Raw genomic sequence first — 14,885 nt, 5'->3', positions numbered from 1 at the left:
CCGGAGCCCCGCCTTTCGTAGCGGGACATTCGTCCCGGGGAGGATCGCGTGATCGAGCTTCTGATGGATCTCTGCCTCGCCGGCCAGCCGGACCGCTGCGCCGCCCATCTCCTGCCCGTGCCCTGCGTCGAGGCGGCGGCGCGCGACTGGGTGGCCGCCCGGCCGGAACTGGTGCTCCGGGGCTGGTCCTGCGCCGATCCGGCGGCGCGTCCGGCGCTCGACGTGACCGAGGTCGCGCCGGGTGTCTTCGTCCATCCCGGGCGGCAGGAGCTCGCGGATCCCGAGAACGCGGGCGACGAGGCCAATCTCGGCTTCGTGATCGGCGCCGCGGGCGTGGCGGTGATCGACGCGGGCGGGTCGCGCCAGGTGGCGGAGGGGCTCTACGCCGCGATCCGGGCGCGGACCGATCTGCCGGTGAAATGGCTGGTCCTGACGCACATGCATCCCGATCACACGCTCGGCGCCGAATTCTTCCACGAGGCCGGCGCGCGGATCATCGGCCACGCCCGGCTGCCCGACGCGCTCCTGAACCGCTCCGACAGCTACGCCGCGGCGGCGGCGCGCGCGATGGGCCCGCTCGTGGGGCTCGGCGCCGGGACGGTTCTGCCGGACGAGACGGTGGAGGAGAGCCGGGACCTCGACCTCGGCGGGCGGGCGCTGCGGCTCGAAGCCTGGCCGACGGCGCATACCGACAACGACCTGACCGCGCGCGATCTCGCGACCGACACCTGGTTCACCGGCGATCTGGTCTTCGACCGGCAGACGCCCTCGATGGACGGCTCCGTCCTCGGCTGGCTGCGGCTGCTCGACGAACTGGGCGCGAAGCCCGCCGCACGGATCGTACCGGGCCATGGCGCGGCGAGCCTGCCCTGGCCCGCGGGCGCCGAGACGACGCGGGCCTATTTCACCGCGCTGGTCGCCGAGACCCGCGCCGCGCTCGCCCGAGGCGAGAGCCTCGGGGAGGCGAGCCGCCACCTCGGCGCGGATCTGCGCGGCGACTGGCTGCTGTTCGACGACTTCAACGCGCGCAACGCGACGGCGGTCTATCGCGAGCTGGAGTGGGAATAATTCTTTTTTGCAGCGCAGCAAAGAATGCGCTTGGTGGCCCGGGGTGATTCGGGATACAATAGGACATTAGTCGTAGAAGTCTTGGCATAATCGCTCAAGGCGTGAACAACCTAAAAGATCATTCAAGATTCTCCCTGGGAGGGAGCCCGTTGACCCGGAATTGGCCGCTTCGGCGGGCAACTCTCAATAACGTCAAGGGATAGACAATGATTGAGCTCGTTTTTCTTGCCTGCCTGCGAACGGACCCCGCCGATTGCCAGGAAAAGGTCGTGAAATTCATGCCGGCGGCCAGCGCCGCGCTCTGCATGTATCAGGCGCAGCCGGAGCTGGCCTCCTGGGTCAACTCCCATCCCGAGCGCAGCATCGCCAAGTGGCGCTGCCGCGAGATGCGGGAGAGCGTGGCGGAGCGCAACGATCCGCTGGCCCAGCCGCCGCTCTGAGACGCGGGCGGCCCTACGCGATCTCGGCCAGGATCCGCGCGATCGCGAAGGCGCGCTGTTCGAGCAGGACAGGGGTCTCGCAGACATAGGTGAGCGACTGCGCGCGCTCGCGGTAGACGCGGATGTTCCAGTTCAGCTTGTCCTGCGCCTCCTCGACCTTGTCGGGATCCGCCTTCGGATCGGCCTTGAGCGCGGCGAGCGCGGCCTCCTCCGCCTTCACGCCGTCGGAGAGCTCGATCTGGTGATGCGCGTAGCGGCTGATGCCGCTCATCACGTCGGCCCGCTCGGAATTGATCCGGTCGAGCACCCCCTGGAAGAGCAGCGCCATCCGGCCCGGCCGCGCGTCCGGGTCGAGCTTCGCGGCGTAGTCCCCGGCGAGCGCCTTCACCTCGTCGAGCGTGGTCCGCCGCGCCGCCATCACCCCGGCGAGCCGGGCGATCTCGGGATCCTCTTGCCAGTCGCCCTCCGCCGGCGGACCCGCCCACATCTGCCCCATCGAGAGCGAGGGCACCTTGCGCTGGACGCAGGGCCAGTCCGGGTCGCTCTGGTCCGCCGCGCGGGCGGGCCCGGCCGCGAGCGGGAGGCCGAGGGCGAGGGCCGTCAGGGCCGCGAGCGAGGCTCGGCCGGATTTCGCTGGCATGGGTTTCCTCCTTGGCGCGCGGTTCGTCGCAGCTTCTCCTGACTTGTTCATGGCGCCGCTCTGGTCAAGACTGACCTTTTGGCGACCGAGTCCGCGCCGGGGCCGTGCCCGCGCGGGCGCGGCCATGGGAGCACAGCATGATCGAACTCGTCTTCGTCGCCTGCCTCAAGGCCGAACCCCGGACCTGCGAGCAGAAGATCCTGAGCTACGTTTGGGAGGGAGAGGCCGCCTCCGGGACCTCCTGCTTCATGCGCGCCCAGCCCGAACTCGCGACCTGGGCGCGCGAACATCCCGCCTTCACGATCGTGTCCTGGAAATGCGAGGAGTCGAGCCGGCGCGAGATCGACGTCTGAGCCTCCCGGGGCCGGGACGTCCTCCGGCCGCCTCGGTTTCGGACCAAAGTCCTATCGGCGGAGGCCGGAATAAGGTTGTAACCGGACGTGCGCGGCCCGATTGTCGGCGCGCATGTGGCCGGCGCGCGCGCCGGCCACCGGAAGGCCAATCGGAGGAAGCCATGAAGACACGCGCAGCTGTTGCGTTCGAGGCGGGCAAGCCGCTCGAGGTGACGGAGGTCAATCTCGAGGGGCCGAAGGCCGGCGAGGTGCTGATCGAGGTCAAGGCGACCGGGATCTGCCATACCGACGAATTCACCCGCTCCGGCGCCGATCCGGAAGGGATCTTCCCGGCGATCCTCGGTCACGAGGGCGCGGGCGTGGTGGTCGAGGTCGGGCCGGGCGTGACCACGGTGAAGAAGGGCGATCACGTCATCCCGCTCTACACGCCCGAATGCCGCGGCTGCCCCTCCTGCCTCAGCCGCAAGACCAACCTCTGCACCGCGATCCGCGCGACGCAGGGTCAGGGGCTGATGCCCGACGGCACCTCGCGCTTCTCGACGCTCGACGGCGATCCGATCCATCACTACATGGGCTGCTCGACCTTCTCGAACTACACGGTCCTGCCCGAGATCGCGGTCGCGAAGGTCCGCGAGGACGCGCCCTTCGACAAGATCTGCTACATCGGCTGCGGCGTCACCACCGGCGTCGGCGCGGTGATCAACACCGCGAAGGTCGAGGTCGGCTCGACCGCGGTCGTCTTCGGCCTCGGCGGCATCGGCCTCAACGTCCTGCAGGGCCTGCGGCTCGCGGGCGCCGACATGATCATCGGCGTCGATCTCAACAACGACCGCAAGGAGTGGGGCGAGAAGTTCGGGATGACCCACTTCATCAACCCGACCGAGATCGGCGAGGACATCGTTCCCTACATCGTCAACATGACGAAGCGGGGCGCGGACCAGATCGGCGGAGCCGACTATACCTTCGACTGCACCGGCAACGTGAAGGTGATGCGCCAGGCGCTCGAATGCTCGCATCGCGGCTGGGGCAAGTCGGTGGTGATCGGCGTGGCCCCGGCCGGCGCCGAGATCTCGACCCGGCCCTTCCAGCTCGTCACCGGCCGCCAGTGGCTCGGCACCGCCTTCGGTGGCGCGCGCGGCCGCACCGACGTGCCGAAGATCGTCGACTGGTACATGGACGGCAAGATCCAGATCGACCCGATGATCACCCACACGATGCCGCTCGAGGACATCAACAAGGGTTTCGACCTGATGCACCACGGCGAGTCGATCCGGGGCGTCGTGATCTACTGATCCGCCCCCGACCCCGCGCCGCGCGCGGGGTCATCCTCCTCCGCCCGGGCCGCTGTCCGGGCGGGGGGCGGGGCCGCTCTTCCGGCCGCCCCGCCCGGCCTTCGCGGGAAGGCCATCTCCCCGGAGCCGACTTCCGACGGCGCGGGGAAGCGCTCCGCGCGATCCGCGCGGCCTCCTCCGGAAATCCTTTCTTAACAAGACGTTACGCCGTCGCGGTCGCGGGATTGCGCGACTCGGGACGCCTCCCTTGGCATGGGGTACTACTTTATGCCAATGCCGAGGCTTTGTTATTGACCGGCTCCGCGAGCGGGCATTTATATGCCTGCAAGAACGATAAGAAAGGGCCTCCTCTCAGGGAGGAAAGTGTCTTTCAGGCGGAGGAATCGCCCCGGTCAGTCGCGCTCTGTCACCCGCGGGTGATGGCGGAGTGACTGGCGTACCCTCCTCCCAAGGCCGATGAAAACAACCCAGTGGGAGGGTTATATGATCAGATACGCACTGCCGGCCGCGGCCGCCCTGATGCTCTCGGGCAGTCTCGGCGCGTTCGCCAACGAAAGCACCCAGGAGGCGATCGGCGACGCGAAGAACTGGGCGATCCAGACCGGCGACTACGCGAACCATCGCTATTCGACGCTCGATCAGATCACCAAGGACAACGTCAAGGACCTGCGCCCGGCCTGGACCTTCTCCACCGGCGTGCTGCGCGGCCATGAGGGCTCGCCGCTGGTGATCGGCGACGTGATGTACGTCCACGCGCCGTTCCCGAACACGGTCTACGCGCTCGACCTCAACAACGACGGCAAGATCCTCTGGAAGTACGAACCGCAGCAGGATCCGAACGTCATCGGCGTGATGTGCTGCGACACCGTGAACCGCGGCCTCTCCTACGCCGACGGGATGGTCTTCCTCAGCCAGGCCGACACGACCGTCGTGGCGCTCGACGCCAAGACCGGCGAGGTGAAGTGGAGCGTGAAGAACGGCGATCCCGCCAAGGGCGAGACCGCGACCGCGACCACGATGCCCTTCAAGGACAAGCTGCTCGTCTCGATCTCGGGCGGCGAATTCGGCGTGCAGGGCCACGTGACCGCCTACAACATCAAGGACGGCTCGATGGCTTGGCGGGCCTATTCGGTCGGCACCGACGATCAGCTGCTGTTCGACCCGGAGAAGACCACCGCGCTCGGCAAGCCGGTCGGCAAGGACAGCTCGATCTCGAGCTGGGAAGGCGACCAGTGGAAGATCGGCGGCGGCGCCACCTGGGGCTGGTATTCCTACGATCCCGACCTGAACCTGATCTACTACGGCTCGGGCAACCCCTCGACCTGGAACCCGTCGCAGCGCCCGGGTGACAACAAGTGGTCGATGACCATCTTCGCCCGCGACGCCGATACCGGCGTGGCGAAATGGGTCTACCAGATGACGCCCCATGACGAATGGGACTACGACGGCGTCAACGAGATGATCCTCGCCGACCTCAACATCGACGGCAAGGACACCAAGGCTCTCGTCCACTTCGACCGTAACGGCATCGCCTACACGCTGAACCGCGAGAACGGCGACCTGCTGGTGGCGGAGAAGTACGACCCGGCGGTGAACTGGACCACCGGCGTCGACATGAACCGCGATTCCGAGACCTTCGGCCGCCCGGCCGTGGTGAAGGAATTCTCGACCGAGGCCAATGGCGAGGACGAGAACACGACCGGCATCTGCCCGGCCGCGCTCGGCACCAAGGACCAGCAGCCCGCCTCCTTCTCGCCGAAGACCTCGCTCTTCTACGTGCCGACCAACCACGTCTGCATGGATTACGAGCCGTTCCGCGTGAGCTACACCGCCGGCCAGCCCTATGTCGGCGCCACCCTCTCGATGTATCCCGCGCCGAACAGCCATGGCGGCATGGGCAACTTCATCGCCTGGGACGCGACGAAGGGCGAGATCAAGTGGTCGATCCCCGAGCAGTTCTCGGTCTGGTCGGGCGCGCTGGCGACCGCGGGCGACGTCGTGTTCTACGGCACGCTCGAAGGCTATCTGAAGGCGGTGGACGCCGAGACGGGCAAGGAACTCTACAAGTTCAAGACCCCCTCGGGCATCATCGGCAACGTGATGACCTACGAGCACGGCGGCAAGCAGTACGTCGCGGTCCTCTCGGGCGTCGGCGGCTGGGCCGGCATCGGCCTCGCGGCCGGTCTCACGAACCCCAACGAAGGCCTCGGCGCCGTGGGCGGCTACTCGGCCCTCAGCGACTACACCGCCCTCGGCGGCCAGCTGACGGTCTTCTCGCTGCCGGACAGCTGAGCTTCCGGCATCGAGGTTCGGGCGGGCACGCGCTTGGGGAGTAGCGGCGCGCCCGGACCTTGAGGCAGCGGACCGGAAGGGGGCGGGACACACCCGGTGTTTCGCCCTCTTGCTTGGAACGGCCAGGCCTCGAACCGTTTCAAGGGGCGCAGACCCTGTCGAAACCCAACCTACACAAGCAGGGTCTTGGAGGACCATTTGATGATCCATGCCAAATCGGCATCCATCGCACTTTCCGCCCTCGCCGCGCTCGGGCTCGCCCAGGCGGCCTCGGCGCAGGAGGTGAAGCTCACGCCGGAGCAGATCGAGAGCAACATCACCGCCGATCACGAGGTCGACGGGAAGTGGTTCACGAAGGAGGATATCCCCACCTTCAAGGTCCAGGAGGACGGCACCGTCGACTGGTACACCTTCTCCGGCTTCCGGCGCTACAATTCGGAATGCTTCGTCTGCCACGGTCCGGACGGCCAGGGCTCGACCTACGCGCCGGCGCTGGCGAAATCCATGCTCCGGCTCGACTATTACGACGTGCTCGGCATCGTCGCCGGCGGCAAGCAGCAGGGCAACCTGGTGATGCCCTCCTTCGGCGACAACAAGAACGTCATGTGCTACCTCGACGACATCTACGTCTATCTCAAGGCGATGGGCATGGATGCGATTCCGCGCGGCCGGCCGGCGAAGCGCGCCGACAAGCCCGACGCCTACAAAGAGCAAGAAGATGCCTGCATGGGCTAGCCCCGCCGCCGCCCTCGCGGCGGCGCTGCTGCTGATCGGCGGGCCGCTCGCGGCCCAGCCCACGGATCTGGTGTCGCGCACCGCCTTCCGCGTCTGCGCCGATCCCGCCAACGCGCCAGAGAGCGACAAGGACGGGACGGGTTTCGAGAACCGGATCGCGGAGCTGATGGCGGAAACCCTCGACCGGCCGCTCCAGTACTTCTGGTCGCCGATGGCGATGGGCTTCGTGCGCCGCACGCTGCTCGGTTACAATTGCGACGTCATCATCGGCTACGCCCAGGGCGAGGACATGGTGATGACGACCAACGCCTACTATACCTCGGCCTACGCGCTGGTCGCGCGGGAGGACAGCGACCTCGCCGACGTGACGACCCTCGCCGATCCCCGGCTCCGGGGCCGCCGGATCGGCGTGATCGCCGGCACCCCGCCGGCGAGCTATCTCGCGCATTACGGGCTCCTCAAGACCGTGCGGGGCTACAACCTCCAGGTCGACCGGAGGGTGGAGAGCCCGAACGAGGACATGCTGAGGGCGCTCGAAGCCGGCGAACTCGACATCGCCGTGATGTGGGGGCCGGTCGCCGGGCCGCTCGTCAAGCAGTCGGGCGCGCCGCTGAAGCTCACGCCGCTGGTGGGGGAGCCGAAACCCCAGGGCGCCCCCCGGCTCTTCTACCGCGTCTCCATGGGCGTGCGGAACGGCGAGGACGTGTGGAAGCGCGAGCTCAACTCGACGCTCCGCAAGGTCCAGCCCCGGATCGACGAGATCCTGCGCGAGGCGGGCGTGCCGCTCCTCAACGACATGGGCACGGCGCTGAAGCCGGAGGTCACGCAATGACCCGGGCGGGGACGGCGGGCGCGCTCTGCCTGAGCGCCCTCGCCGTCCTCGCCGCGCCCGCCGCCGCGCGCGCCGCGCAGGAGGGCGTTCCGCCTCCCGCCGCGCGCGAGGGGCTCGCCGCCGCGCCGCCGCCCCCGCGCCCGGCCGGCGCGGAGGCGGAGCCGCCCGCCGCCCGGCCGGAGGCGGCGACGGATGAGGTTCCAGAGCCCGATAGCTATCACGGCGAACCCTACCGTTCGCCGGTTCCCGCGACGCTGAAAGGCGCGGAGGTGATCGGGGACGCGGCGGCGCATGCGCTCTGGCGCGCCGGCATCCCCTTCGTCGACCTGCTTCCGACTCCGGTCAGGCCCGCGAACCTGCCGGCCGGCACGCTCTGGCGCGACCCGCCCCACGAGACGATCCCGGGCGCGACCTGGCTCGCGAACACCGGCTACGACGCGCTCGACCCCGCCACGGAGCGCTACTTCCTCGACGCCCTCGCCGGACTCTCGGGGGGGCGGATGGACGCGCCCATGGTCTTCTTCTGCAAGCAGGACTGCTGGATGTCCTGGAACGGCGCGAAACGCGCGGTGGAGACGGGTTACGCCCGGATCTTCTGGTACCCCGCCGGCACCGACGGATGGGCCGCGCAAGGATGGCCGCTCGAGCGCGTCAGGCCTCATGTCGCGCCCGATCCGGCCCGGCCCGCTCCCGCCGCGCCCTGAGCGCGGCGCCGAAACCCCGCCGGCTGTTCGCCCCGCCGGGTGCTCCCCTCAAGCTCGCTTCTTCCTCATGTTTCATATGGGCATGAAATCTATCGGGCAGTCCGCGCAGGAGCCGTCAGGCTCCGGAGCGAGGGGCCCCGCCAACAGGCGGGGAGAAACCGGACTCGCGGCCAAAGGGCCGCTCCGCCGCGTCCCGGAGGGACGCCTTTCACTGCGCGAAGATGTTGTTCCTCAGGATGTAGCGCGCGCCGCGCCGCCAGCTCTCGTCGGTATTGCCGCGGATATCCACCGCCTGGCCGCGCAGCTGCGCTCCGGTCGCGGCGTCGCGGACGTAGATGTTGATCGCGAGGATCAGGTTCGAGACCTTCTGGACCTCGGCGACCACGGAATAATCCGCGCCAAGCTCGCGCGCGATCCTCACGTCGCAGCCGTTGCAATGTTCGGGGTTCCTGACCGCGGCCAGCTTCGCCTCCGCGGGGCCGAGATCGACGAGCGTGAGCCCGCCCGCCCTCAGCCCCTCGGCGATATAGTCGTCGAGCATCCGGACACGCGCGGTCTCGTCCGCGCGCGGGCCGTTGATCGCGCCCTCGGTCGACGTATCGATCCAGTGCGCCCCGAAGAAGGCGGCCGAGCGCCCCTGCCAGAGCTCCTCCGCCGCGGCCGGCTGGACCAGAGCGAACGTCAGGGCGAGAATCAGGGCGGGGTTCAGACGGGTCATGAGGGCCTCCGGACTGTCCCCGCCATGGTACCAAGGTCGAAGTTCACGGAAAGGGGCGGGGGCCGGACGATCGGATCCCGACTCTTTTTCTCCGAAATTCGCGTGAGTTCCGGTCTTTCCGGTGGACAAGCGGCGGCGGAGCTTGCGAGGTATGACGCGGAACCGGGGCGCGGACCCCGGAAAGTCGCGCCCGGGGGCGCGGGGGAGAACCGGCCATGACCTCGCTTCGCGCGATCATCGCAACCGCGGCCTTCTGCTGCGCCGGCACCGCCTTCGGCCAGACCGGCGCCCCCGCCGGCGCGGCGAAGGCGGTGGTCGCCGCGGCGGTGGTGCGGGTCGATTACGACCGTCCGCTGCCGATCTCCCGCGTCGACCTGCCGCCCGCGGATCTCGGCTTCGCCGGCGCCGAGCTCGGGACCGGCGACAACAACACGACCGGCGCCTTCATGGGCCAGAGCTTCACGCTCGAGACCGTCGAGGCGAAGCCGGGCGAGGCGGCGGCGGCCGTCCGCGATCTGGTCGCGAAGGGGGTCGACTACATCGTGGCGCTCGCCGACGCGCCGGAACTTCTGGCGATGTCGGACGCCGCCGGAAAGGGCGCGATCCTCTTCAACGCCCAGGCGCCGGATGACGCGTTGCGCAACGCCGACTGCCGCGCCAACGTCTTCCACGTCGCGCTCAGCCGGTCGATGGGCACCGACGCGGTCGCGCAGTTCCTCGCCTGGAAGCGCTGGCCGAAATGGTTCCTCGTCGAAGGCTCCCACCCGGGCGACAGAGCGCTCGGCGAGGCCTACGCGCATTCGGCGAAGAAGTTCGGCGGGAAGATCGTCGAGACCCGGGTCTTCGAGGATACCGGCGGCTCGCGCCAGACCGATACCGGTCTCGCGCAGGTCCAGGCACAGATACCGGTCTTCACCCAGTCCGCCCCCGATCACGACGTGCTCGTCGCCGCCGACGAGAACGAGGTCTTCGCCGCCTATCTCCCCTATCACACCTGGGATCCGCGCCCCGTGGTGGGCTCCGCCGGGCTCACGCCCACGACCTGGAGCCCGGCGGCGGATGCCTGGGGCGGCGCGCAGCTGCAGACGCGCTTCGAGAAGCGGGCGGGCCGGCCGATGCGGCCGCTCGACTACAACGCCTGGCTCGCGATCCGCACGCTGGGGGAGGCCGCGACGCGCGCGCCCGACACCGGCCTCGCCGCGATGGCCGCCTATATCGGGAGTCCCGACCTGCAGCTCGCCGCCTTCAAGGGCCAGCCGGTCAACTACCGCCCCTGGGACCACCAGTTGCGCCAGCCGGTCCTGCTCGCCTCCGACCACCTCGTGGTCTCGGTCTCGCCGCAGGACGGGTTCCTGCACCAGGTGACGCCGCTCGACACGCTCGGGACCGACGCGCCCGAGACGAAGTGCTCCTTCAAGTGACCCCGAAAGGCAGACCCATGCGCAAGCTCCTCGCGTCCGCCGCCCTGCTGGGCCTCGCCGCGCCGGTCCCGGCCGGCGCCTATACCGTCTTCGTCTCGAACGAGCGCGGCAATTCGGTCTCGGTGATCGACGGCGAGACCATGGAGGTCACCGACACGATCGACGTGGGCCAGCGCCCGCGCGGCATCATCATGAGCCCCGACGGAGCGAAGCTCTACATCCTCGCCTCCGACGACGACACGGTGCAGGTGCTCGACGCCGCGACGCACGAGATCCTCGGCACGCTGCCCTCCGGTCCGGATCCGGAACTCGGCGTGCTGACGCCGGACGGTTCCATCCTCTACGTCGCGAACGAGGACGACAATCTCGTCACCGCGATCGACACCGCCTCGGGCACGGTCAAGGCCGAGATCCCCGTGGGCATCGAGCCCGAGGGGATGGGGGTGAGCCCGGACGGCAAGATCCTCGTCAATACCTCCGAGACGACGAACATGGCGCATTTCATCGACACCGGGACGGACGAGATCGTCGCCAACGTGCTCGTCGACCAGCGCCCGCGCTTCGCCCAGTTCACCGACGATGGCAGGCTGCTCTTCGTCTCCGCCGAGATCGGCGGCACGGTCAGCGTGATCGACCCGGAAAAGCACGAGGTGATCCACAAGATCGGCTTCGAGGTGCCGGGCGTGCCGAAGGAGGCGCTGCAGCCGGTCGGCGTGCGGGTGACGAAGGACGGGAAGAAGATCTTCGTCGCGCTCGGCCCCGCCAACCGCGTCGCCGTCGTCGATGGCGAAAGCTTCGAGGTCGAGGAGTATCTTCTCGTCGGTCAGCGCGTCTGGCAGCTCGCCTTCTCGCCGGACGAGAAGCAGCTCTGGACCACCAACGGCATCTCGAACGACGTCTCCGTGATCGACGTGGACGACCTGAAGGTCGTGAAGTCGATCCAGGTCGGGGAGCAGCCCTGGGGCGTCGCGATCAGGGCGGACTGACGGAAAAGCACATGCGTACTGGATGGAGGAACGCCGGATGTCATTCCTGAGGATCGCGCTCGCCTCGGCGCTCGCGCTCGGCGCGGGCCAGATGGCGCTCGCGCAGAACCGCGTGCTCGAGATCGGCCCGGCCGGGCTGATGGAGCGGTCGAACCGGACCGATCTCGATCCGGTCGAGCTCACGGCGGGGGCGATGAAATCCGCGGGCACCTACGAACTGAACGCCGGCGGCTACTACCGGATCGACGTGAAGTCGGACGGCACCGCCGAGACCGCGGTCGAGGGGCCGGATCTCTTCCGCAACGTCTGGGTCAACGAGGTCGTGATCAACGACATCGAGATTCGTCCGCTCGGCCTCGATTCGATCGAGTTCGACGACGAGGGCGAGGCGCGGATCTCCTTCATCGCGATCACGCCGGGCCAGTACCACCTGCGCATCCGCGGCACGACCGGCGAGACGCAGCGGGCCACCTTCATCATCAAGTGATCGCGGGGGAGGGCGCGCGGCGGCGGGGCGGGCTTGACCCCGCGCCGGCCCGGGGCCGAAGCTCGCGGGCGGCGAACAGGGAGCCAGTCCCCAGGTGACAGAGAACGCGCTTACCGTCGGCGGAGTCAGCCACTCGTTCGGGGCGCTCCGGGCGCTCGACGACGTCTCGCTGACCGTTCCCCGGGGGCGCTTCGTCGCGCTCCTCGGCGTGAACGGCGCGGGCAAGACCACGCTCTTCTCGCTGATCACCCGGCTCTACAACAGCCGCTCGGGCCATATCGCCGTGCTCGGCCACGATCTCAGGACCGATCCCGGTCCCGCGCTCGCCGCGCTCGGCGTGGTGTTCCAGAGCCGCGCGCTCGACGCCGACCTGACCGTGGCGCAGAACCTCGGCTATCACGCCGCGCTCCACGGCATGGCGCGGGGCGCGGCGCGGAGCCGCGCGCGCGAGGTGCTGGCGGCGGTCGGCCTGAGCGAGAAGCACGACGCCCGCGTGGCGACGCTTTCCGGTGGCCAGACCCGGCGGGCGGAGATCGCGCGGGCGCTGATGCACCGGCCCGCGCTCCTGCTGCTCGACGAGGCGACGGCCGGGCTCGACGTGCGCGCGCGCGCCGAGGTCGGGCGGCTCGTGCGCGATCTGGTCGCGCGGGAGGGCATGGGCGTGCTCTGGGCCACCCATATCTTCGAGGAGATCGAACCGGAGGACCGGGTCGTCGTGCTGCACCGGGGGCGGGTGCGCGCCGAGGCGTCGGCGGCGGAGATCGCGGGCGACAAGGGCCTCGCCCCCGCCTTCCTCGACCTCACCGGCGCGGCCGGCGAGGCGGAGGCGCGGGCATGACCCCGGCGGGCGATCTTTCCTGGCGCGGCCGCCTGCGGGCGCTGCGCGGCATCGTCTGGCGCGAGACGATGCGCTTCACCCGGCAGCGCGAGCGGTTCCTCTCGGCGCTGGTGCGTCCGCTCGTCTGGCTCTTCATCTTCGCCGCCGGCTTCCGCGCCGTGCTCGGCATGTCGATCATCCCGCCCTACGAGACCTATGTGCTCTATGACACCTATGTCATGCCGGGGCTCTGCGCGATGATCCTGCTCTTCGCGGGGATGCAGAGCTCGCTCTCGATGGTCTACGACCGCGAGACCGGGGCGATGCGCACCCTGCTCGTGAGCCCCTTTCCGCGCTGGTTCCTGCTGACCTCGAAGCTCGCCGGGGGCGTCGCGGTCTCGGTGCTGCAGGTCTACGCCTTCGTGCTGGTCGCCTGGCTCTGGGGGATCGAGCCGCCGCCGCTCGGCCATCTCGCGGTCCTGCCGGCGCTGATCCTCTCGGGGCTGATGTTCGGCGCCTTCGGGCTGCTGCTCTCCTCGGTGATCCGGCAGCTCGAGAATTTCGCGGGCGTGATGAATTTCGTCATCTTCCCGATGTTCTTCGCCTCCTCCGCGCTCTACCCGCTCTGGCGGATCCGCGAATCGAGCGTGCTGCTCTGGCGGATCGCGCAGTTCAATCCGTTCACCCACGCGGTCGAACTCATCCGCTTCGCCTTCTATCTGCGGATCAACTGGCTCTCGCTCGGCGTGGTGGTGGCCTGCGGCATCGTCTTCCTCGCGCTCGCGGTGATCGCCTACGATCCGTCGAAGGGGCTGATCCTGCGCAAGGGCAGGGACTGAACGCCGCGCCGGAAGGCGAGGGCGAGCCGGCGCAGCGTCTCCGACAGCAGGACCGCGAGCAGCACCCCGGAGGAATTGGCGAGGAAATCGCGCATGTCCTGGTCCCGCCCCACGGCGGGCTGGATGAACTCGATCGCGAGCCCCCAGCCGAGCAGCCCGAGCATCATCCAGCCCCAGCGGCGCGGCCGGGCCAGCGCGATCGGGAAGGCGACGGCGGCGTATGCGAGGAAGTGCCGCGCCTTGTCCCAGGGCAGGAAGCCCGGCAGCGGCTCGTGCCCCGGATCGAGGCTGCCCGCCGTCACGAGGACGAGCAGGACGAGCACCAGGACGGGCCAGTAGCGCTGGTTGAGCGAGACGAGATACCGCATCGCAGCAATCTACGCGTTCCGCGCGGGAAGGAAAGCGGTTCGATCCATCAAATTGTCGCGGGTCTCAGGCGGGAGACAGCACCGGCGCCGCGAGGCGGTGCGCCGCCGCGAAGGCGGCTTCCGATCCGTGCGGCCCGTTGATCAGGATGAGGCCGGAGCCGGTCATGCCCCGCTCCGGCGCCTCGCGGAACCGCGTCTCGTCGAGGCGGAGCGGCAGCGCGGCCAGCCCGTCGAGCAGTTCCGCGTGCCGGCCGGCGGGCAGGATCGGGTACCAGACGAGGATCGCCGCCTCGGGCCATTTCTGGACCAGCCTGCGACAGAAGGCCGCCGTCTCGGCGTATTCGTCCTTCACCTCGTAGGAGGGGTCGACCAGCACGAGCCCGCGGCGCGGCTTGAACGGGGCGAGCGCGAGCACGCCCTCGCGCCCGTCGCGGCGGTGGATCGCGACGCCGCCGCCCGCCATCGCCGCGGCGAGCGCGGCGTGCTCGGCCGGGTGCAGTTCCATGAGCCAGATCCGGTCCTCGGGCCGGAGCAGCGCGCGGGCGAGCGCGGGCGAGCCGGGATAGGCGCGGGCGCCGTGGCGCGCGCGGAAGGCCGCGAGCGCGGCGCCATAGGGCGAGGCGGCGTCGGGCGCCAGCCGGTCGATCCCGCGCGCCGCCTCGCCGGTCTTGATCGCCTCGGGCGCGGCGAGGTCGTAGACGCCCCGCCCGGCATGGGTCTCGACATAGCTGATCGGCCGGGGCTTGCGCGTCAGCCGGCTCAGCAGTTCCGCGAGCACGATATGCTTGTGCAGGTCGGCCGCGTTGCCGGCGTGATAGACGTGCTGGTAGGAGAGCATGGGGAGCCGGTCCGGATGGCCACTGTCGGCCCCATGTGAACAGGCCCGCGCGCCG

General features: G+C 69.4%; 17 protein-coding genes. 13 read left to right on the top strand and 4 right to left on the bottom strand.

The annotated features are described in order from the left end of the window. The first annotated feature begins 48 nt into the window (after positions 1–48). Both FJM51_RS06885 and FJM51_RS06880 read left to right on the top strand, forming a co-directional pair. Positions 49–1,068 carry a quinoprotein relay system zinc metallohydrolase 2 gene (locus FJM51_RS06885; RefSeq protein ID WP_140453387.1) on the top strand — a complete coding sequence of 340 codons (1,020 nt, stop codon included), beginning with the start codon at positions 49–51 and terminating at the stop codon, positions 1,066–1,068. 269 nt (positions 1,069–1,337) lie between these two features. Further along, the gene (locus FJM51_RS06880) at positions 1,338–1,508 is read left to right on the top strand and encodes a hypothetical protein (RefSeq protein ID WP_233713007.1); all 171 of its coding nucleotides are present in this window, start codon (positions 1,338–1,340) and stop codon (positions 1,506–1,508) included. A 13-nt stretch (positions 1,509–1,521) separates the two neighbouring features. Here FJM51_RS06880 and FJM51_RS06875 read toward each other — a convergent pair whose 3' ends face one another. Next, on the bottom strand, positions 1,522–2,148 hold the full coding sequence (locus tag FJM51_RS06875; RefSeq protein WP_140453385.1) for a hypothetical protein: 627 nt from the start codon (positions 2,146–2,148) through the stop codon (positions 1,522–1,524). A gap of 137 nt (positions 2,149–2,285) precedes the next feature. Between FJM51_RS06875 and FJM51_RS06870 the strand changes: the two genes are divergently transcribed. From FJM51_RS06870 to FJM51_RS06845, 6 genes are all read left to right on the top strand, one after another. Continuing rightward, on the top strand, positions 2,286–2,501 hold the full coding sequence (locus tag FJM51_RS06870; RefSeq protein ID WP_140453384.1) for a hypothetical protein: 216 nt from the start codon (positions 2,286–2,288) through the stop codon (positions 2,499–2,501). Positions 2,502–2,662: 161 nt separating this feature from the next. Then, positions 2,663–3,793 carry an S-(hydroxymethyl)glutathione dehydrogenase/class III alcohol dehydrogenase gene (locus tag FJM51_RS06865; RefSeq protein WP_140453383.1) on the top strand — a complete coding sequence of 377 codons (1,131 nt, stop codon included), beginning with the start codon at positions 2,663–2,665 and terminating at the stop codon, positions 3,791–3,793. A gap of 483 nt (positions 3,794–4,276) precedes the next feature. Then, positions 4,277–6,085 (top strand): methanol/ethanol family PQQ-dependent dehydrogenase, encoded by a 1,809-nt coding sequence (locus tag FJM51_RS06860; protein ID WP_140453382.1) that lies wholly within the window; start codon positions 4,277–4,279, stop codon positions 6,083–6,085. Between the two features lie 201 nt (positions 6,086–6,286). Further along, the gene (locus FJM51_RS06855) at positions 6,287–6,820 is read left to right on the top strand and encodes a c-type cytochrome, methanol metabolism-related (RefSeq protein WP_140453381.1); all 534 of its coding nucleotides are present in this window, start codon (positions 6,287–6,289) and stop codon (positions 6,818–6,820) included. Then, on the top strand, positions 6,804–7,652 hold the full coding sequence (locus FJM51_RS06850) for a substrate-binding domain-containing protein (RefSeq protein WP_140453380.1): 849 nt from the start codon (positions 6,804–6,806) through the stop codon (positions 7,650–7,652). Before FJM51_RS06855 ends, FJM51_RS06850 begins: the two co-directional genes overlap by 17 nt. Further along, the gene (locus FJM51_RS06845) at positions 7,649–8,356 is read left to right on the top strand and encodes a PQQ-dependent catabolism-associated CXXCW motif protein (RefSeq protein WP_140453379.1); all 708 of its coding nucleotides are present in this window, start codon (positions 7,649–7,651) and stop codon (positions 8,354–8,356) included. Before FJM51_RS06850 ends, FJM51_RS06845 begins: the two co-directional genes overlap by 4 nt. Before the next feature lie 208 nt (positions 8,357–8,564). On the opposite strand, the gene FJM51_RS06840 is transcribed toward FJM51_RS06845, so the two are convergent. Next, entirely contained in the window at positions 8,565–9,074 is a 510-nt protein-coding gene (locus tag FJM51_RS06840; RefSeq protein ID WP_140453378.1) for a DUF3280 domain-containing protein, read from the bottom strand. A 215-nt stretch (positions 9,075–9,289) separates the two neighbouring features. Between FJM51_RS06840 and FJM51_RS06835 the strand changes: the two genes are divergently transcribed. From FJM51_RS06835 to FJM51_RS06815, 5 genes are all read left to right on the top strand, one after another. Next, complete coding sequence (locus FJM51_RS06835) at positions 9,290–10,495, top strand: ABC transporter substrate-binding protein (protein ID WP_140453377.1); 1,206 nt, start codon at positions 9,290–9,292, stop codon at positions 10,493–10,495. Between the two features lie 17 nt (positions 10,496–10,512). Next, a complete protein-coding gene (locus FJM51_RS06830; RefSeq protein WP_140453376.1) occupies positions 10,513–11,481 on the top strand; it encodes a YVTN family beta-propeller repeat protein in 969 nt (322 codons plus the stop codon). Between the two features lie 37 nt (positions 11,482–11,518). Further along, positions 11,519–11,968 (top strand): hypothetical protein, encoded by a 450-nt coding sequence (locus tag FJM51_RS06825; protein ID WP_233713006.1) that lies wholly within the window; start codon positions 11,519–11,521, stop codon positions 11,966–11,968. 94 nt (positions 11,969–12,062) lie between these two features. Continuing rightward, positions 12,063–12,806 carry an ATP-binding cassette domain-containing protein gene (locus FJM51_RS06820; protein ID WP_140453374.1) on the top strand — a complete coding sequence of 248 codons (744 nt, stop codon included), beginning with the start codon at positions 12,063–12,065 and terminating at the stop codon, positions 12,804–12,806. Next, positions 12,803–13,624 carry an ABC transporter permease gene (locus FJM51_RS06815; RefSeq protein ID WP_140453373.1) on the top strand — a complete coding sequence of 274 codons (822 nt, stop codon included), beginning with the start codon at positions 12,803–12,805 and terminating at the stop codon, positions 13,622–13,624. The genes FJM51_RS06820 and FJM51_RS06815 overlap by 4 nt, the downstream gene beginning before the upstream one ends. Here FJM51_RS06815 and FJM51_RS06810 read toward each other — a convergent pair. Both FJM51_RS06810 and rlmJ read right to left on the bottom strand, forming a co-directional pair. Beyond that, positions 13,579–13,992, bottom strand: coding sequence for a VanZ family protein (locus FJM51_RS06810; RefSeq protein WP_140453372.1), 414 nt, complete (start codon positions 13,990–13,992; stop codon positions 13,579–13,581). The two genes, FJM51_RS06815 and FJM51_RS06810, sit on opposite strands and share 46 nt — an antisense overlap. A 64-nt stretch (positions 13,993–14,056) precedes the next feature. After that, positions 14,057–14,830, bottom strand: coding sequence for a 23S rRNA (adenine(2030)-N(6))-methyltransferase RlmJ (gene rlmJ, locus FJM51_RS06805; protein ID WP_140453371.1), 774 nt, complete (start codon positions 14,828–14,830; stop codon positions 14,057–14,059). Positions 14,831–14,885 lie beyond the last annotated feature (55 nt).

The organism is Amaricoccus solimangrovi (assembly GCF_006385685.1).
In the GTDB taxonomy this organism is placed as follows: domain Bacteria; phylum Pseudomonadota; class Alphaproteobacteria; order Rhodobacterales; family Rhodobacteraceae; genus Amaricoccus; species Amaricoccus solimangrovi.
Note: the sequence above shows the minus strand (reverse complement) of the source record. Positions and strands in the feature narration are given on the sequence as shown.